Here is a 19,144-nt window from a genome sequence, read left to right on the forward strand (position 1 = left end):
TACTCGGCCCCCCGACCCCGGGAGTTCCGTAATCATGCAGTTTATTGTTCTGGGGCTTGTCCTGGGATCGATCTACGCCGTGCTGGCGCTCGGGCAGGTCGTTGTGTTCCGGTCCTCCGGAGTCGTGAATTTCGCTCACTGCGGCGTGGCGTTGGTCAGTGCCTTCGCCTATCTGGACATGCGCTCCCACGGGTTGGGTGCGGCCGTGGCCGTGCCGATGACCTTGGTGATCGGCACGGTTCTGGGACTGCTGATCTACCTCGTCGCGATCCACCCCCTGCGCCGCGCCAGCACCCTGACCAGAGCCATTGCGACCCTTGCGGTTTTGGTGATCCTGCAATCGGTGCTCGACATCAGATACGGTTCCAACCCGCAGATCCCGCCACCGTTCCTGCCGCAGGGCCGAGTGGAGCTCGGACCGTTCACCACCAGCATCGCCAACCTGACCATCGTGATCGCGTGCTTCGCGTTGGTTGCCGGTCTGTCGCTGGCCTACAAGCGCACCGACTTCGGCCGGATCACTTCGGCGGTGGCTGAGAATTCCCTTGCGGCAACGCTGTTGGGGCACTCCGTCAACGTGAACGCGGCGATCAACTGGTCGGTGGGCGGGCTGCTGGCCGCCGCTGCCGGTGTGCTCGTCGGTCCCGTCTACTCGATCACTCCGTCGTTGTCGACAGCGCTGCTGATCCCGACCCTTGCCGTTGCGCTGTGCGGACAGTTTCGGTCGTTCCCCCTGCTGTTGGCGGGCGGCGTGTTCATCGGTCTAGCTCAGGGGCAGTTGACCCGGTTCGCCGATTCCGCTCTGCTGGCACCGTTACCTGGGCTGTCCGACGCACTGCCGTTCCTGGTCATCATGGTGGTGCTGATCGTGCGCGGTGACAGCCTTCCCGGACGCGACTTCGCCGCGGCGATATTGCCGAGGGTCGGTTCCGGCGTGATGTCCCGATGGTGGCTCGCGGGTTGGGTGGCGGTGGCGCTGTTGCTTATCGTGACCGCCGACGTGGTGTGGGTGGCTGCGCTGACCACGGGTGCGATCGCAGCAATGCTGCTGTTGTCACTGGTGGTGTTGACCGGCTACGCCGGCCAGCTGTCCTTGGCGCAGGTCTCGATCGGTGGTGTCGGTGTGCTGGCCGCGTCTCTGCTGGTCGGGCACTTGGGCTGGCCCATGCCGTTGGCGGCGCTGGCCGGCGTGCTGGCCACCCTGCCGGTGGCACTGCTGGTGGGCCTACCCTCGCTGCGGACCCGAGGCGTTACATTGGCGGTGGTCACTCTCGGGTTGGCCACCACCCTCAATGTCATGCTGTTCAACCGCAGCGACGTCAACAACAGCGGCGCGGGCATCGAAGTCGGCACCGCGAATCTGGCCGGATGGACTCTCGACGAGACACTCGATCCGCGGGGTTACGCCGTCTTTGCGGTGGCGTTGTTGGCCCTGGTGGCGATGGCAGTGTCGAACCTGCGGCGCTCCGCTGTGGGCCGGCTACTGATCGCAGTTCGCAGCAACGAAAGGGCCTCCGCCGCACTGGGAATCAGCGTCACCAAGGTCAAGCTGTACGCGTTCGTCGTCTCCGGTGCCATCGCCGCGGTGGCGGGCATACTGAGCGCCTGGCGGCTTCCCACCGTGGTGATGAGTGGGAATTACGACCCGTTCCGTTCGGTGACCGCGGTGATCCAGTCGACGCTCGGGGGTGTCGGTTACATCTCCGGCGCGGTGTTCGGCGGCGTTGCGGTACCTCCGGGCAGCATCGGCGGGACTGTCGTCGACGAGATCGGACTCGGGCAGTGGCTGGGTCTGATCGCCGGCGTGCTGTTGCTGGTCAATATCTTGCTCAACCCCGACGGTGTCGTTCCCACCACCCTGGCCGCGGTCGGTTCGGCGCTCAAGCGGATCGGGCCGCTGGGGCGGATCGGGCAGACGCGCCGGAGCAAGCGGGCCGAACGGCGGCAGGCCCAACTCCACCGTCGCTTCGGCGAAGGGGGCGCTGGCGCCCCTCGCTCCAGCGGAGACACGGTGCTCAGTGTGCATGAACTCGCAGTGACTTTCGGAGCTACCCGCGCGCTCGATGGCGTCGATTTCGAAGTGCGCGGGGGTGAGGTGCTTGGCATCATTGGTTCCAACGGTTCGGGCAAGACGACGCTGGTGGACGCCATCACCGGTTACGTGCCCTCGCGCGGGGTGGTGACTCTCAACGACAGGTCCCTGTCGGTGCTGCCTGCGCACCGGCGCAGCACGATCGGAGTTTCGCGGTCATTCCAGTCGCTGGAACTGTTCGATGACCTGAGCGTGGCTGACAACCTGTTGACCGCGGCGCGGCAGGGCGGGTGGTGGCAATGGCTCAGTTGCCTTGTCTGGCCGGGGCGCAAGCCCGTGCCGCCCGCCGTCGTCGCGGCGGTGCAGGAGTTCGGGCTCCATGATCTGCTCGACAAAGCGCCCAGCGAGATCCCGTACGGTAAGCGTAAACTGCTGGCGATCGCGCGCGCATTGGCCAGTGGGCCGCGGGTGTTGTTCCTCGATGAGCCGGCCGCGGGCCTGGGTGAGGTCGACCGCGCGGAGATGCGCCGGCTCGTACGCCGGCTCGCGCAGGAATGGCGCATGGCCGTGATCATCATCGAGCATGACGTGGAGCTTGTCATGGATGTCTCTGACCGGGTGCTCGCGCTGTCGCAGGGCAAGGTGATCACGCAGGGGGTCGCGGCCGAGGTCCGGGCGCATCCCGAGGTGATCTCCGCGTACCTGGGCGCAACCGAGGAACAGCCCCGGCGCGGTGCCGAGCACTCCGAGGCCGGTTCCCAGTCGGGGCCACCAGTGCTCAGTGTTCGTGGGCTCAGCGCAGGCTATGGCGGAGTGGACGCCATCCACGACATCACTCTCGACGTGCGCGCCGGTGAAGTGGTGGCGTTGCTCGGGGCCAACGGCGCGGGCAAGACAACCCTGTTGCACGCCATTTCCGGCGTGATTAGTCCGTCCGGTGGTGGCGTCGAGTTGTTTGGGGGTGCGCCACAACGCTCGGTGCACAACCGGATCCGCGCCGGAGTGGCCCTGATGCCTGACGAGCACGCGGTGTTCCGGGAACTCACCGTACGTGACAACCTCTTGCTCGGCCGCGGCGACCCGGACGAGGCGCTGGCGCTGTTCCCGGAGCTCGAAACCCGGATTGGGGTACGGGCGGGGCTCCTCTCCGGCGGCGAGCAGCAGATGCTGTCGTTGGCCCGGATTATCGCCGGGCGCCCGCAGTTGATCCTGGCCGATGAGCTGTCGCTGGGGCTGGCCCCCCTGGTAGTGCGCCGGCTCTGGGAGGCGCTGACAGCCGCGGCGCAGCAGGGGGTGGCGGTTCTCGTGGTGGAACAGCACGTCAAGGTGGCGTTGGACTGGTCGCAGCGGGCCTACGTCATGCGTCGCGGCTCGATCGAGATCGCCGATAGCAGCGTTGAGCTCCTGGATCGCATTCATGAGGTACAGGCCATCTATCTGTAGACGAGAAGAATATCTGTAGGACGAGACGAAAGGAGATTTTGAATGCTGGGTTTGGACGGTAGACGTGTGTTCGTCACCGGCGGAGCGTCGGGGATGGGTCGGGAGATCGCGCGGAAACTCCGCGCCGAGGGAGCGCAGGTCGCGATCGGGGATCTGCCGGGTCCCCAATTGGCGTCGGCTGACGACGACGGCCTGATCGGCGTCGAATGCGATGTCACCGATGTCGCCGGCGTGCACGCGGCGGTCGGACAGGCAGTGGAAGCGCTCGGCGGCCTGGACACCCTGGTGCTCAGTGCCGGCATCATCCACATCAAGCCAATAGCCGAGGTCGCCGAAGCGGACTGGGACCGGCTGATGGCCGTCAATCTGCGAGGGGCGTTCTTCTGTATCCAAGCGGCTGCGCCTACGCTGCAGGCCAGCTCGCGCGGTGTCATCGTCGCGATCGGTTCGGAAGCGGGGCGCACGGGTTCTCCGTTGGTCCACGCGTATGCGGCGTCCAAGGCCGGTCTGCACAGCGTTGTCCAGTCGGCGGCGGCGGAGTTGGCACCCGGCGTCCGAGTCAACGCGGTGGCTCCGGTCAGCACACCTGGAACCGGGATGGGCCGAGACATCCTGAACTGGAAGACAGCCCGCACCGGGCGCTCCGATGACGAGGTGCTCGCGTCCGTCGCGCAGACCTTCCCGCTGCAGCGGGCCTGCACTCCCGCCGATGTCGCCGATGTGGTGATGTTCCTGGTGTCCGATCACGCCTCGTACATGACCGGACAGATCGTGGATGTGGACGGGGGTGCGGCGCTGCATCGTATTCCAGGAGCGCAATAGAGGTGGCAAGACGGCGGGAGTGGTTCACGATGTGAACAAGATGCGAGTATCATGAACACGGATTGACTGTCGGCGCAGCGGCCGGCGCCGAGGAGAAACGGGGGCCGGATGGCCAAGGACGCCACACGCGGGACACGGATCCAGTCGGTCAGTCGCGCTGTCGAACTACTTAAGCTCATCGCCACCCTTCCCGAGGGTGAACGTACCGTCAACCGGATCGCCAAGGAGCTTGGTAGCTCGGTGCCGACCGCCTATCACATGCTCAACACGCTGGTGGACTCGACGATGCTGATGAAGGACGACCGTCGTCAGTACCAGTTCGGATTGGCAATGGAACTCCTTGTCGCCGCACACGCGCGACAAACGGTCATTCCACCCGAGCTGGTGGCGCCCTTGCGGCACATCGTCGACAGCACCGGCGAAAGTGCCTACCTGAGTGCTTGGCGTGACGGCGCGATCACCGTGCTGGAGCGAATGCGCGGTGCGCACGCGGTGCAGGTCATCAATCTGGACCGAGGCTTCCGGGGGGCGGCCAATGCCCGTGCGTCCGGCAAGGTCCTGCTGGCCTTCGCCCCCGGCGAGGATCGCGAACGCTATCTGGCCACCCATCGTCTGGAAGCGGCCACGCCGCACTCGATCGTCGAGCGCGGTGATTTCGACCGGGAGATCACCTCGGTGCTTGCTCGCGGCTACGCCGAGGAGATCGAGGAGTTCTCCGAGGGAGTGGCCTGCCTTGCAGTGCCTATCCTGAAAGGCAGTCTCTTGCTAGGCTGCTACACCATCTCCGCTCCTGTGGAGCGCTTCCGCTCCGACTCCGGCCACTTCCTGGAGGTGCTGCAACAGGCTGTGGCGATGGTCGACGGCGGCGTTCCACGCTCCACTTCTGAGTGATCGGTTCCGCACGCCCGACCCGCCTCCCCTGTTGACTGTGATCGCCACCTCACCTAGCCTCTTCATAAAGCAATAATTGATTTCACTATATGAATCAGGAGCAATTATGACGGCAACCGACACTGCGGCGTCGATCGATGTCGCACGAGGTCTCGCCGACCTCCACCAGATGTGGCGCATGCGCGCACTCGAAGAGAAGATCCGGGAGTTGCGCATGGAGGGCCCCGCCGTGGGGTCCATCCATCTCGATATCGGACAGGAAGCCATCCCGACCGGCGTGGCCTCATTGCTCGGCGAGGACGACGCCGTCTTCGCGACCTACCGCGGTCACGCCTGGGCGTTGGGGTGCGGCGTTCCGCCGGAGCGGATCATCGCCGAAATCCTGGGCCGCGCAACAGGAATCAACGGCGGCCGAGGAGGATCGGCCTACTTCACTGCGCCCTCCTACCGGTTCTACGGTGAGAACAGCATCGTCGGAGCCGGCGCCCCGATCGCCGTGGGCGCGGCGTTGGCGGGATCGTTCGACGGCACCAATCGCGTCGCCGTGACGGTGTTCGGTGACGGTGCCATGAACCAGGGTGCCGTTCACGAAGCGATGAACTTCGCCGCAGCTCGTCGCCTACCGGTAATCTTCATCTGCGAGAACAACTACTGGTCGGAGCTGACAGCGATCAAGGACGTGGTCGGTGAGCCCGAATTGTTCCGGCGCGCTGCCGGTTACGGCATTGCGGGGGAACGCATCAACGGCAATGACCCGGCAGAGGTCCGTGCCCGCGTAGGGCAAGCCTTCGAGATCGCGCGCTCCGGCGGTGGACCCACCCTCATCGAGGCCATGACAGCACGGCTGGTCGGCCACTACGTCGGCGACGTCGAACAGTACCGCCGCCCAGGCGAACTCGACCAAGCACGGGAAGAGGAACCCATCGCCGTGCTCGGTGCGCGACTGCGCGCTGCCGGCGCCGCCGACGAGGACATCGCGGGCCCCGAGTCCACCGCACGTGCAGAAATCGACGGGGCGGCACAGGCCGCGCTGAGCGCACCGCTGGCTGATCCGACAACGGCAAAGGAACACCTCTATGTCTGAGACCGTGACGGCCACTGCCGTCAAGAACCTCACCTACGGTGAAGCAATCAACGCCGCGCTGAGGCGCTGCCTCGACGAGCAACCCGAGGTCCTGCTCTACGGGGAGGACGTCGCCAAACCAGGAGGCGTTTTTGGCATCACTCGCCGCCTGCACAAAGAGTTCGGCGAACGGGTGTTCGACACGCCGATCAGCGAGTCGGCCATCCTGGGGTCGGCGGTGGGCGCTGCCATGCTGGGCCGACGTCCCATCGTCGAGATCATGTGGATCGATTTTTCTCTCGTGGCACTCGACCAGATCGTCAACCAGCTCGCCAACGTCCGGTACGTCAGCCGCGGCGAGGCCTCAGCGCCGGTCGTGATCCGCACCCAGCAGGGGTCGGCGCCCGGGGCGTGCGCGCAGCACAGCCAGAACCTCGAGGCCTTCTTTCTGCACGTTCCAGGTATCCGCGTCTGCATGCCCACCACTGCGCAGGACGCCTACGACCTGCTGGTGGCCGCATCCCGCAGCGACGACCCTGTGCTGGTCATCGAGAACCGCACCCTGTACGGCGGGGAGAAATCAGAGGTCACACTCGGTGGACCCGTCGAGCCTCTGGGTGGAGCCCGACTGCGACGGGCGGGCACCGACGTCACTGTCGTGACATGGGGCGCCATCACAGCCAAGGCCCTCGACGCCGCCGAACGTCTACATCAACAGGGCATCGACGCCGAAGTAATCGAGACACCATGGCTCAACCCGTTCCCCGATGCCGACGTGATCGCAAGCGTCCAGAAGACCGGATCGCTGGCGGTCTTACACGAGGCCAACGTCACCGGAGGATTCGGCGCCGAAGTGGTGGCGCGCGTCACGGGAGCCGGTGTGGCGCTGAAGCGCCCACCGCTGCGCCTCGGTGCCCCCGACACCCGTTTGCCGTCGGCGCCCAGTCTGGTCAGCGGGCTGTTGCCCAGCCCGGAAACCATCACACAGACCATCGCCGACTGGCTGGCCGACTAACCCCTGACCTGGCCACTACCGCACCGCCAGAGAGGAACCACCATGCCCGCCGACAAGGAAGCCCGCCGCATCGTGCTCATCGCCGCCGACGTGGAGCAGGGTTTCGAGGACGAGTTCAACCAGTGGTACGACTACGAACATCTCCCCGAACGGGCCGCGCTGCCCGGGTTCCTGTCGGCGCGCCGCTTCGTCGCCGAGTCGGGCGAGCCCAAATACCTCACCATGTACGAGGTCGAGAACGGAGAGGTGTTGACGAGCCCGGCATACAGCGACGTGTCCCCGCCGAGTCAGTGGCAGACCGAGCTGACTCCGCACATCCAGAAGGTGGTGCGCACCGTGTATCGGGAGATCACCCACCCGGTGCCTCCCGAAAAAGTCAAGGCCGCAACGCGTCCCGCCACCCAGGCCTGAACCGCCTATTACAGAGAGCAGACCCACATGTCCACCAACACCGGCACCGCCGGATCGACGGATTCCCGCCTCCACGGCCTCGTCGCCATCGTGACCGGCGGCGGATCACAGCCGGGTGAGGGCGTCGCCACAGGCCGAGCGGCCGCCCTCGTGTTCGCGCGTAGCGGCGCCAAAGTACTTGTCGTCGATCGTGATCTGCACGCCGCCGACATCACCGTAAAAGAGATCGTCTCCGAAGGCGGTGTAGCGGCGGCATACGAGGCCGATCTCACCGATTCGGCGTCAGCGGCGGCCATGGCCGCGCGTGCACACGAACTGTGGGGCCGAATCGACATCTTGGACAACAACATCGGCGCCAACGGCGCAGGGTCCGTGGTAGAGGCCGCCGATGACGTCTGGCAGCGGGTCATCGATCTCAACATCGGCACCATCGTCAACGCCAGCAAGGCCGTCATTCCCTTCATGGCCGCCGAAGGATCGGGCGCCATCGTCAACCTCGCCTCCGTCTCCGCCACACGGCCCCGCGGTCTCACCCCCTACTCGATGGCCAAAGGCGCGGTAATCTCATTGACCCGGGCGATGGCCATCGACCATGCCCCGCAAGGTATCCGAGTGAACTGCATCGCACCGGGACCGATCTACACCCCGATGGTGGCCGGTGCTGGAATGAACCCGGCGCTGCGTGAACGCCGACGCACCTCCACACCGCTGGCCATCGAGGGAACGGGCTGGGACGTGGCCCACGCCGCGCTGTATCTGGTGTCGCCGCAAGCGCGCTACATCACCGGTGTGATGATCCCTGTCGACGGTGGCGGCAGTATCAAGAGCCCACAGAGCTGACAATCACCACTAACCCCGGAGGAGCCACGATGGCACTCGTGCCGTATGTCGACCCAGATCAACTCAACGAGGACGATCGCGACCTGCTTGCCCGACCGATCAACCTCTCTCGCGCCATCGCGAACAATCCGAAAGCCCTGCGGGCCTTCTCGGTCATGCCGCACTGGGTCAGATATCAGACCGAGTTGGACTCCCGCCTTCGTGAACTTGCGATCCTGCATATTGGCTACCTCCTGCAAAGCGACTACGAGTTCAGTCATCACCTCCAGCTCGCTCAAGAGTTCGGAGCCACCAAGGCTGACATCACCGACCTGATCGCCGCCATCGAAGGACGACCGCACGGGTTGGGTGCCACCGAGCAGCTGGTCCTGCGTTTCGCCACCGAGGTCACCGTCGACGGCAAGGCACAGGCGCAGACTTGGGCCGACGTAGAAGACAAGCTCGGACGAGAACAGGCCATCGAACTGCTACTCATCGTCTCGTTCTTCAACAACGTGGCACGCATCCTGGCCACCCTCGACGTCGATGTCGAGCCCGAATGGGCCTCCTATCTCGAGCAGTTCCCGATGCCGGCGAAGCGATGACCCTAAGTGGCGCCGGTGGCGACCAGGCAGGTCGAACTGTTCTGATCACCGGCGCTGCCAAAGGCCTGGGCGCCGCGGTGACGCGTCGCTGCCTGCGTGATGGCTACACCCCAGTCCTACTCGACCGCGATCTCGAGACGCTGAAATCATTCGCCCACGAGTTATCCTGCGAATATCACCATCTCGACATAACAGACATCGAACAAATACCGGCGGTAGTCGACGCCGTAGCTCGATCTCATGGCTCATTGTACGGATTGGTCAACAACGCCGGTATCAATAGACCTGCACCCGGCGCCACCATGCCAGCGCACGCCTGGAACTCCGTCATCGAGGTCAATCTCAACGGCACCTTCTTCATGTCCCAAGCGGTCTATCCGCACCTTCAGGAGCAGTCCAGCATCGTCAACCTAGGTTCAATCCTCAGCGCCCGCGGCACATTTGGCCGCGCCGCATACACCGCGACGAAAGCGGCCATCACCGCGCTGACCAAGGTCCTCGCGGTGGAATGGGCTGGTCGAGGAATCCGGGTCAACGCCGTCGCACGGCGTGGACTGAGACACCCGCTCTGCAGAACCTCAATCAACTGGGCGGGGTCGACATCGAGACTCTGAGCCGAAAGATCCCAATGGGTCGGCTTGGACAGCCCGCGGACGTGAGCGCCGCCATCGCCTTTTTCCTTTCTGCGGAGTCGACTTTTATCACCGGCCAGACCCTCTACGTCGACGGCGGGTACACCGCCGCCGGTTGAGCACTGCCTCAGGCGCGGAAGCTACTGTCCAACAGCAGATGTGATCAGCCTGCGTTTCTAGCAATCGCTCTGCGAGCTACTTGACAGCCTCGCTGTGACGCCGCACACTCAATTCACCAAAAACAAGTGTATTTCATCAAATGAAATAGGGGTCTGATGTCATCGAAGACTCGAACGCTTCTCCTTACCGTGACGGCGGTCAGCGTGGCCGTCGCGGCGTGCAGTACCGACTCGGCCTCGGAATCCAGCACCGTGAAGATGATGGTGATCGGTGACTTCACCGCGCCTGGGTTCTCATTTCCACAGATTGTGGACGGGGCGCAGGCCGCAGTGAACGAGACCAACCTCAGTGGTGGTATCAACGGCGACTCGATCGAACTTCTGTCATGCGATGCGCAGAACGACCCCAATGCCGCGGCAGCGTGCGCTCGAAAAGCGGTGCAGGAAAATGTGTCTGCCGTGGTCGGCCTCCACAGCCTGCAGAACAACTCGGTAGTGCGGGCGCTCGAAGGAGCGGGCATCCCGTCAGTCGGAAGCAACGACCTCGGCGCCCTGGATCGCACAAGTCCGGTGTCCTTTCCCATGCTGAGCACGCCGGTGCATCTGTTCTCTGTCGTGGTCGGAATGCCGCACTACGACAAGTGCGCCAAGCCGGGTGTACTCCACACTGATGTCCCGGCGGGAGTCGAAGCCGCCCGGATAATGAAGAAGTTCTACGCCGAGAACGTGCCCATAGCTGCTCCCGCGCGACTGGTACCGCTGCAGGTAGATGCAACAGATGTGACCGCCCGCGTCGCGACGGTACTCGAAGGGGGCACCGACTGCGTGTTCTTAGCGCTGCCACCAACTCTCAATACCGCGGTAATCAAAGCCATCGACAACGTAGGAGCGAACGTCGAAGTCTCAGGCGCAACCCCGGCGCTTCCCGAGTCGGCAATGCGGGATCTCGGCGAGCCAGCGGTAGGCGTGTACTCCACGACCACATTCAAGCTTCCTGGAGTCGACCCGGCGGCAGACACGTTTTCTCGGCAGATGGCAGAGGTCAACCCGGATGCGGTTCAAGACGTTGCCGCAGAAAGTGCTTACAGCGGCGTAAAGATCGTGGCGCAGGCCATGGAGGGGCTGACCGACTACTCAGGAAAATCGGTGTTGGCTGCGCTCAATGAGATGACGAACATCGATGTGGGTCTGGCACCGGTCATCCCGTCCTTCGCGGACAGCAGCCTGCCGGGGTTGCCTCGAACCTTCAACACCTCGGCCTACAGCTATCAATGGACCGGCGACCACTACGAACTGTTGAAGCCAGAACCGACCGACGTCTCCGCGTTGCTCGGAAAGACACTGGCTAGCCAGTGAAAAGCAATGGTGCACAGACCTGTGGGGGACGAAGACTCGCCGGAATGACCGCTCTGGTCACTGGGGCAGCACGCGGTCAGGGGCGATCTCACGCCATCCGCATGGCCCAGGAAGGAGCTAACGTGATCGCGACCGATGCATGCCAGCCGATCACCTCCATTCCGTACCCCCTGGCCTCGAAAGCTGACCTCGACGAGACCGAACGGCTTATCGCAGCGACCGGAGCTGGTGTAGTAACCCACATCGCCGACGTCCGCGACCAAGACACAATGGACGCCGCTGTCACCGCGGGCATCGACAGGTTCGGTCGATTGGACATCATCTGCGCCAACGCGGGAGTGCTGTCCATGGCCCCCTCCTGGCAGATCACCGAGACTCAATGGGCCGATCTGATCGACATCAATCTCGGTGGCGTGTGGAGAACCACCAAAGCGGCGGTACCGGCGATGCTCCAGGCGGGCAACGGCGGCTCCGTAATCCTGATCAGCTCCACTGCCCATCACCGCGGTGTCCCGAACATCTCCCACTACGTCGCCGCCAAGCACGGCGTCGTCGGACTTATGAAATCCCTAGCTACTTCGACCTGAAAAACGAGGCGCCCCGGTGAGCATGATTCGGCCGTTCTCGGCCGGTCGGGATTGGGTTGGCCGCAAGTCCCCCCGATCGGCGCCTTTCACGCTGCCAGGGTGCTGATCTTGACCAGGTTGTGCGCCAGGACCCCGTGGCCGACCCAGATCTTGGCGCCTTCGGTGCTGTCGATGCGGGTGCGGTCCCAGCCATATCCACGTTTGAGGGCGCTGATTCTGCCTTCGACTCCGGTGCGCCACTTGATTGTTCGTCGGAACGCCGGGCGGTGTTCCTCGGCTCGCCGGTCAGCTGAGGGTTTGCCCTTGCGGGGGATGACCACGTGGCGCACGCCGAGGTCACGGAGGTCGTCCTCGACGGCTTTCTCGCCGTAGCCGCGGTCGGCGGTGACCGTGCGTGGCGGGCGCCCGGCACGTGTGCGGACCCGATCCACAGCTGGTGCCAATTGGGGTGCGTCGGCCGGGTTGCCGCGTTCGACGTTGTGGTCCACGATCACGCCGTCGTCGCCTTCGACGAGCTGGGCCTTGTGGCCGAACTCGACGGGCTTACCGAGCCGTCCCTTGGCGATGGGCCGGGCGTCGGGGTCGTGCAGGCTGACCCGCCGGGTCGCTCCGTCCGGGGTCTGCCCGGCCAACCGCTGTCGGGTCTGCGCGGTGAGGTTGCCCCCTTGGAGTGGACACCCCTGACAATGGTTCTAGGAGAGCCAGGAGGGATGTCGAGGTGGGACGCCAGTCTCTGTACACGGAGGAATTCCGGAAAGACGCGGTCGCGTTGTACCGCGCGGCCGACGGTAAACGCACGTACGCGGATGTGGCCGCGGATGTGGGCGTCAGTGGCGAGACGCTACGGACGTGGGTCCGCAAGGACACCGCCCGTAACGCGCGGTCGCAGGACTGCAGTACCGGCGCCGACGGGACCGAGGCGGACGAGCTCGCGCGCCTGCGGGCGGAGAACGCCCGGCTACGGGGTGCGGAAAAGGAATGGCAGCTCGAACGCGAGATCCTGCGCCGGGCAGCCGCGTATTTCGCAAAGGAGGTGAAGTGAAGACCCGCCGCTGGGACTTCATCTCCGACCATCGCGCCGAGTTCGGCGTGCAGCGGCTGTGCCGGGTGCTCGGGACCTCCCGCTCCGGCTACTACAAGCACCTGGCCACCGAGGATGCTCGCGCCGACCGCCAGGCCGACGAGGCCACGACGGTCGCCGAGATCCGCGCCATCCATGCCAAGCACCGCAGCGCCTACGGCGCCCCGCGGGTGCACGCCGAACTCCGCTCCCGCGGGCGCAAGATCAACCGCAAGCGGGTGACTCGGCTGATGCGAATCAACCACGTCGTGGGCCGGCACCTGCGCCGCACCAAGCGCACGACCATCGCGGACAAGTCAGCTCCACCGGTCCCGGATCTGGTGATGCGGGACTTCACCGCTTCGGCTGTGGATACCAAGTGGTGTGGGGACGTCACCTACATTCCGGTGGGCTCGTCGTGGTTGTTTTTGGCGACGGTGATCGACATCTGTTCACGTCGGGTGGTGGGGTGGTCCATCGCCGACCATATGCGCACCGAGCTCGTCACGGACGCGATCGAGATGGCGGTGCGCACCCGCGGTGGTGATGTCCATGGGGTCGTATTCCATAGCGATCGCGGATCTCAGTACACCGCAAAGGCTTTCGGCGATGTATGCCGCCGTCATGGGATCCGCCCGAGTCGAGGCCGGGTCGGCTCGAGTTACGACAATGCTCTCGCCGAGTCGTTCTTCCAAGGACTCAAGAGGGAGTGGCTGCACGGACGGAGTTGGACGTCGAAGTCGCAGGCACGGCTGGAGCTGTTCGAGTGGCTCTCGTACTTCAATCGACGTCGCCGTCACTCCGCGCTGGGATACCTCTCCCCGGTGGAGTTCGAACAACGGCTGATCGCGTCGTCTACGCTGTCAGTTGCCGCATGAAATCCGGTGTCCACTCTCAAGGGGCAACCTCAGCGGTGATCTGCCGGGTGGCGGTGACCAGGTCCTCGAGGTCGTCGATGGCGCGGGCCAGGCGTCCGCGCCGGCGGCCCGCGGCCCCGTCGTGCGCACCCGTCCCCTTCAGGGCTGTGGCCTTGGCGCGCGCCCGGCGCAGCGCGTGTTTCGCGTTGGCCAGCAGCCGTTCGGCATCGGTGGCGGCGGTCTCGGCCAGGTCGGCCAGCTCCCCGGTCGTGTGCCGGACCGCCGCCAGGGCCTCGTCTCGGCCCGCGGCGCTGCGCGACCGCAGCTTGAAACCGATCGCGTGCGCACGCCTGCCCGCCGCACGGGACCGGTCCCGCACCCGGGTGCGAGTCGCTCCACCGGCGGCCTGGATCCGCTTGCCCGTGACCGCGATCCGTCGGATTGCCTTGGCCAACAAACCGGAGTCGGTTGGGTAGGACACGTTGCTGGGCACCACCGTCGTGTCGGCCCGCAACTTGGTGGTGCGCAGCACCTTGGCCTCGGTCGCCTTGGCCAGCAGCGCCTCGTTCAGCCCGACCACCGCCGCCGCGCCACAGCGGGTCGTCAGCTTCATCAACGTCGTCGGGTGCGGCACCGACCCGTCCAAGGGAATCCGGCAGAACCGGCGCCAGGTGAACGAGTCGCTCACCTCGCGACACAGGCTCTCATAGCCGAGCCGGTAGCGGAACTTGAGGAACATCAACCGCAGGTAGGTCTCCATCGGCGTCGACGGACGACCGATCCGCGGGTCGAAGTACGGAACGAACGGTGCGAAGAACGCCGGATCATCCAACAGCCCATCCACTCGCTCGAGCTCCGCGGGAAGCCGCAGCAACTCCTGCGGCAGCACCGACTCGAACAACGACGGTTGATCGCCTACGGTACGGAACACGATGGCCTCGATCCCTTCTAGCCCAACGGGTTGAGGCCATTCTCCCGTTCCAGGACTGGCTGATCACGTACCGCCACACCCCGACTTTTTCAGGTCGAAGTAGCTAACGAACTCGGTCCCCACCGAATTCGCGTGAACTCGGTCGCACCCACCAACGTCAATACCCCCATGATCAGGAATGCCACCGTGTCCCAGACTTTTGTAGGCGGAAAGGACAACGCAACCGAGGCCGAGGTGTCAGCGGCTTTGAGTCCGTTCCACATCTTCAATGAACCGTGGGTTGAGGCGAACGACGTCAGTGATGCGGTCGTCTTCCTCGCATCCGAGGAGTCCCGCAACCTGACAGGCACGGTTCTGCCGGTCGATCTCGGTTATCTCGCGAAATACTGAATTGACTCGGCGGAACGACAGTTGGTTGATGAACAGGAGTACCTGATGAAAGTCTTCGTGCACGGAGCGCCCGAGACGGCGGACGTCTGGCAACCGCTCGTTCGAGAATCACATGCCCGACGTCTTTTTGTTGATCCCCCCTGGGTTCGGCGGCAATGTTGCAGCCGGCTTTGATGCCGGCATGAACAGCTACCGCAATTGGCTCATCACCGAACTGGAGCAGTTCGGTGAGCCAGTTGATCTGGTCGGCCACGACTGGGGCGGGGGACATGTCGTCAACGTGGCCATGGCACGCCCAGATCTCCTACGCTCGTGGGCCGGCGATGCCATCGGACTGTTCGACCCGCGCTACGACTGGCACGATTTCGCGGAGCGACTGCCGTCCGACGACGGAGAGACCGCGATTTACGATCTGGCCGGACCACCTCTGGTGCGGTGTGGGATAAGTAACTTGACGGGCGGGCAGGAGGCGACCGGCCCTCGTATACCCCGTACCGTCATCCGAAATTATCGGTTCCTCATTACCTATTGGGTGCGTGAATTTCTATGAACTCTCGTGAGTATCGCTTATTACGTCAGAGACGTCGCGCCGCGGTCGAAGCGAGCCAGCGAGGCTGCCATCCTGGGACCGATGCCGAGCATCTTATCGGGTTCGCCCGAATGTGGGCGCCATTCGGAGGCGCTTCCGAGGAGGACATCCTTGTGCACTTTGGATTGACAAAGCGTCGGTTCATCGATCGGTTGTGGCAGGTCATCGCTGAATCGAAGTGCACCGAAGACGAGATGCTGAGCTTAGCGAGTGCCTATCCGCGACAACGGAAGACGAGCGAATCTGCACCCAGTCGCTGACCGGCTAGTCCTGGCGGTATGACCATTCGATAGATCCCGAAACCTGTAGAATCCAGAGCGCATACTTCGGCAGGACGAAATGTGGAACGCTAATAACGAGAATGATATTCTGGATTTTGCTCTCCTCTGGGAACCATTGGGAGGGCCTACTCCGGAGAACGTCGCAACTGCCTTCTCGATTGAGCTCGCGGAATTCAATCATCGGCTCAGAAGTGCTGCGAGGCGCCAATTGGCCCGACTGCAGCACGGTACGACGTCTCCTGAGGCCATCTATGCGGTGTCCGCAGTCGCGCCTTTGCTCGAGATCCCTCGAGGTCATAGGGCGTGACCGGACACTGCTGTGGCTCCACAAGCCTGACCGTCAAGCTACTTACCACACGCCGCACTAGTGTCCTGAGTTATTGATCCGTTGAATATGTTGGTAGCATCGGGTAATGGCATTTTCTGGTCGCCCGAAGGCGGAATTGGTTCTGTCCGATGTCGAGCGTGACACGCTGCTGGGTTGGGCTCGACGCGCGAAGACGTCGCAGGCGTTGGCGCTGCGGGCGAAGATCGTGCTGGCGTGCGCGGAGGGCGTGACGAACAAGGATGTCGCTGCGAGACTGGGGATCTGGCCGCAGACGGTGTCCAAGTGGCGGGCCCGGTTCGTCAAGGATCGACTGGCGGGCCTGGCGGACGAGCCGCGGCCGGGTGCGGCTCGCACGATCACCGACGAGCAGGTCGAGACGGTGATCGTCAAGACCCTGGAGGAGACGCCGGCGAACGGGGACACGCACTGGTCGACCCGGTCGATGGCCCGGGCCACCGGCATGTCCCAGACCGCGATTTCCCGTATCTGGCGCGCTTTCGGCCTCAAGCCGCATCTGGTGGACACCTGGAAGTTGTCCACCGATCCACAGTTCATCGAGAAGGTCCGCGACATCGTCGGCCTCTACCTCGCCCCGCCCGACAAGGCACTGGTGCTGTGCGTGGACGAGAAATCGCAAATGCAGGCGTTGGACCGCACCGCCCCGATGCTGCCGATGATGCCCGGCGTACCGGGCCGCAAGACCCACGACTACATCCGCCACGGCACCACAAGCCTTTTCGCCGCCCTCGACATCGCCACTGGCAAGGTCATCGGCCAGCACCAGCGACGACACCGCCATCAGGAGTTCCTCCGGTTTCTCAAGACCATCGACAAGAACACCCCCGCCGAGCTGGACTTGCACCTGATCTGTGACAACTACGCCACCCACAAGACCCCGGCGATCAAGACCTGGCTGGCCGCCCACCCGCGGTTCCATCTGCATTTCACCCCGACCAGCGGTTCCTGGTTGAACCTCGTCGAACGCTGGTTCGGCGAGCTGACCAGCCGCAAACTCCGCCGATCCACCCACCGCAGCGTGAAAGAACTCGAGACCGACGTCCAAGCCTGGATCGACGCATGGAACGACGATCCAAAACCCTTCGTGTGGACCAAAACCGCGGACGAAATCCTGGACAACCTCGCCAACTACTGCACGCGGATTAATCAACTGAACAACGACTCAGGACACTAGTAGTACTTTGTTAGATCGGCGTGTCGGCTCGAGGTTTCGTGATTTTCTCGAGAGCATGCGGGCATGGATACAGCCGCTCTTGCCCGCGTCGGGGAACAGTTGGATACGTTCGTCGGTGAGGTGTTCTCGTCGCTGGCGCGGAAGGATCAGCGGGAGAAGGCGGGGCTGTATGCGCGGGGGTTGATGCTGGACGGGCGGCGGAAGTCGATGCAGCCGATGGCGCAGCGGCTGCAGGTCGACCATCAACAGTTGCAGCAGTTCGTGACCACCTCGCCGTGGGACGTGGTGCCGGTACGGAAAACGCTGTCGCGCAAAGCGTGCAGTCTGATCGACCCGGATGCATGGGTCATCGACGACACCGGCTTCACCAAGGACGGGGACCGCTCCCCGGGCGTGGCCCGCCAGTACTCGGGCACCCTCGGCAAGGTCGGCAACTGCCAGATCGCCGTCAGCGTGCACGCCACCACCGACGCGGCGTCCGCTCCGCTGGACTGGCGGCTGTTCCTGCCGCAGAGCTGGGACGAGCAGTCCACCACCGACCCCGATGCGGTCGCGGCGATCACCGCCCGACGGCGCCGGTCCGCCATCCCCGATTCCGGGCATCACCGCACCAAATGGGAAATGGCGATCGAGATGATCGACGAGCTGACCGAGTGGGGCCGCACCCCACCGACGGCGGTCGCGGACGCCGGTTACGGCGACACCACCGCCTTCCGGGAAGCGCTGACCGCCCGCGGCATCGACTACGTCGTCGCCGTCAAGGGTGCGACCAGCGCCTATCCCGGCGAGGCGGTCCCCGAGACCGGGGCCTACAGCGGTCGCGGTCGCCCGCCGACACCCCGCTATGGCCCGCATTCGACCTGTAAGGATCTCGTCCTCGCGGCCGGACGTAAGGCCCTGCGGACCGTGACCTGGCGCAAGGGAACCAAGATCGATCCCGACAATCCCACCGCGGCGATGCGCTCCCGGTTCGCCGCCCTGCGGATCCGCCCCGCGAACCGCGACATTCCCCGCGCCGAGGACGGCACCCTGCCCGAGCTCTGGTTGCTCGCCGAGTGGCCCGCCGGCGCCGACGAGCCCACCGACTACTGGCTCTCCAACCTGCCCGCCGACACCCCAGTGAAAGAACTGGTCCGTCTGGCGAAGATCCGCTGGCGCATCGAGCACGACTACCGGGAGCTGAAAACCGGCCTCGGACTGGACCATTTCGAGGGTCGTTCCTGGCTCGGCTGGCACCACCACGCCACCCTGGTCACCGCTGCGCACCTGTTCCTCACCACGCTCCGGCTGACCGACCCAAAAGCAGTTGGGCAGGACTGGCGCTGTACGCCGTTCTCCGCGAACTCCAACGCGCACTTGCCCGTTGGATCGGTACCTGCCCACTATGCCACCACACCTTCCCCACTTAACAAAGTCCTACTAGAACACACCATTTGGAACGCGGAGTGAACCCTGCACTCGCCCGAAAGGTCACCGACCCGCAGGACCCGACATGGGCTGGGCGACACTGCAGCTCTATCGCTCGGCCACGCACCCGATGTTGGCCGACACCGGACGGTCCCTCGAAGCGGCTGCTGACCGCCCCGGCCGGCATCATTCCCCTCGATGACACGTACGTCGGCAGCACAGATTCGCGCCGCTCGATGGCAAACCGGGCCAATGCCCTCAGATCGCAGAACTGCCAGGAGCGGGCCAGTGGCGGATGCTTGACGACGTAACTG

Annotated in this window: 14 protein-coding genes and 4 pseudogenes; 16 read left to right on the forward strand and 2 right to left on the reverse strand. The window is 64.5% G+C overall.

From position 1 onward, the window contains the following. Positions 1 to 34: 34 nt before the first annotated feature. The 11 genes and pseudogenes from I1A62_RS03620 (at position 35) to I1A62_RS03675 (ending at position 11,795) form a co-directional block, all read left to right on the forward strand. A complete protein-coding gene (locus I1A62_RS03620; RefSeq protein WP_219454187.1) occupies positions 35 to 3,475 on the forward strand; it encodes an ATP-binding cassette domain-containing protein in 3,441 nt (1,146 codons plus the stop codon). 42 nt (positions 3,476 to 3,517) lie between these two features. Next, on the forward strand, positions 3,518 to 4,297 hold the full coding sequence (locus tag I1A62_RS03625; protein WP_219454189.1) for an SDR family NAD(P)-dependent oxidoreductase: 780 nt from the start codon (positions 3,518 to 3,520) through the stop codon (positions 4,295 to 4,297). Between the two features lie 108 nt (positions 4,298 to 4,405). Continuing rightward, positions 4,406 to 5,188 carry an IclR family transcriptional regulator gene (locus I1A62_RS03630; RefSeq protein WP_219454191.1) on the forward strand — a complete coding sequence of 261 codons (783 nt, stop codon included), beginning with the start codon at positions 4,406 to 4,408 and terminating at the stop codon, positions 5,186 to 5,188. Positions 5,189 to 5,294: 106 nt separating this feature from the next. After that, complete coding sequence (locus tag I1A62_RS03635; RefSeq protein WP_219454192.1) at positions 5,295 to 6,272, forward strand: thiamine pyrophosphate-dependent dehydrogenase E1 component subunit alpha; 978 nt, start codon at positions 5,295 to 5,297, stop codon at positions 6,270 to 6,272. Next, positions 6,265 to 7,266 carry an alpha-ketoacid dehydrogenase subunit beta gene (locus I1A62_RS03640; protein ID WP_219454194.1) on the forward strand — a complete coding sequence of 334 codons (1,002 nt, stop codon included), beginning with the start codon at positions 6,265 to 6,267 and terminating at the stop codon, positions 7,264 to 7,266. Before I1A62_RS03635 ends, I1A62_RS03640 begins: the two co-directional genes overlap by 8 nt. A gap of 42 nt (positions 7,267 to 7,308) precedes the next feature. After that, the gene (locus I1A62_RS03645) at positions 7,309 to 7,677 is read left to right on the forward strand and encodes a DUF4286 family protein (protein ID WP_219454196.1); all 369 of its coding nucleotides are present in this window, start codon (positions 7,309 to 7,311) and stop codon (positions 7,675 to 7,677) included. Positions 7,678 to 7,704: 27 nt separating this feature from the next. Further along, a complete protein-coding gene (locus tag I1A62_RS03650) occupies positions 7,705 to 8,517 on the forward strand; it encodes an SDR family NAD(P)-dependent oxidoreductase (RefSeq protein WP_219454198.1) in 813 nt (270 codons plus the stop codon). A 29-nt stretch (positions 8,518 to 8,546) separates the two neighbouring features. Then, a complete protein-coding gene (locus tag I1A62_RS03655) occupies positions 8,547 to 9,101 on the forward strand; it encodes a carboxymuconolactone decarboxylase family protein (protein ID WP_219454199.1) in 555 nt (184 codons plus the stop codon). Beyond that, positions 9,098 to 9,852: pseudogene (locus I1A62_RS03660) on the forward strand (SDR family NAD(P)-dependent oxidoreductase). The gene I1A62_RS03655 and the pseudogene I1A62_RS03660 overlap by 4 nt, the downstream one beginning before the upstream one ends. Before the next feature lie 189 nt (positions 9,853 to 10,041). Continuing rightward, positions 10,042 to 11,208: an ABC transporter substrate-binding protein gene (locus I1A62_RS03670; RefSeq protein ID WP_219454205.1), complete on the forward strand. Its 1,167-nt coding sequence runs from the start codon at positions 10,042 to 10,044 to the stop codon at positions 11,206 to 11,208. 44 nt (positions 11,209 to 11,252) lie between these two features. Further along, the gene (locus tag I1A62_RS03675; protein ID WP_219454207.1) at positions 11,253 to 11,795 is read left to right on the forward strand and encodes an SDR family NAD(P)-dependent oxidoreductase; all 543 of its coding nucleotides are present in this window, start codon (positions 11,253 to 11,255) and stop codon (positions 11,793 to 11,795) included. Between the two features lie 86 nt (positions 11,796 to 11,881). Here the strand turns inward: I1A62_RS03675 and I1A62_RS03680 are convergent. Further along, positions 11,882 to 12,451: pseudogene (locus I1A62_RS03680) on the reverse strand (transposase); the annotation flags it as partial. Between the two features lie 62 nt (positions 12,452 to 12,513). On the opposite strand from I1A62_RS03680, the gene I1A62_RS03685 reads away from it, so the two are divergent. Continuing rightward, a protein-coding gene (locus tag I1A62_RS03685) for an IS3 family transposase (RefSeq protein WP_219454209.1) occupies positions 12,514 to 13,733 on the forward strand; the annotation gives its coding sequence in 2 pieces (ribosomal slippage) (positions 12,514 to 12,766 and positions 12,766 to 13,733; 1,221 coding nt in all). Between the two features lie 28 nt (positions 13,734 to 13,761). On the opposite strand, the pseudogene I1A62_RS03690 reads toward I1A62_RS03685, so the two are convergent. Beyond that, a pseudogene (locus I1A62_RS03690) lies at positions 13,762 to 14,643 on the reverse strand (transposase); the annotation flags it as partial. A 132-nt stretch (positions 14,644 to 14,775) separates the two neighbouring features. On the opposite strand from I1A62_RS03690, the gene I1A62_RS03695 reads away from it, so the two are divergent. The 4 genes and pseudogenes from I1A62_RS03695 to I1A62_RS03710 all read left to right on the forward strand — a co-directional run bounded on the left by I1A62_RS03695 (position 14,776) and on the right by I1A62_RS03710 (position 18,846). Continuing rightward, complete coding sequence (locus I1A62_RS03695; protein WP_219454211.1) at positions 14,776 to 15,033, forward strand: SDR family oxidoreductase; 258 nt, start codon at positions 14,776 to 14,778, stop codon at positions 15,031 to 15,033. A 112-nt stretch (positions 15,034 to 15,145) separates the two neighbouring features. After that, complete coding sequence (locus tag I1A62_RS46810; protein WP_219454213.1) at positions 15,146 to 15,583, forward strand: alpha/beta fold hydrolase; 438 nt, start codon at positions 15,146 to 15,148, stop codon at positions 15,581 to 15,583. 733 nt (positions 15,584 to 16,316) lie between these two features. After that, positions 16,317 to 17,423, forward strand: a complete 1,107-nt coding sequence (locus I1A62_RS03705) for an IS630 family transposase (RefSeq protein WP_219454068.1) — start codon at positions 16,317 to 16,319, stop codon at positions 17,421 to 17,423. A 63-nt stretch (positions 17,424 to 17,486) separates the two neighbouring features. After that, a pseudogene (locus I1A62_RS03710) lies at positions 17,487 to 18,846 on the forward strand (IS701 family transposase). The last annotated feature ends 298 nt before the right edge of the window (positions 18,847 to 19,144 follow it).

It is taken from the genome of Rhodococcus sp. USK10, from assembly GCF_019378875.1.
Taxonomy (GTDB): domain Bacteria; phylum Actinomycetota; class Actinomycetes; order Mycobacteriales; family Mycobacteriaceae; genus Rhodococcus_F; species Rhodococcus_F pseudokoreensis.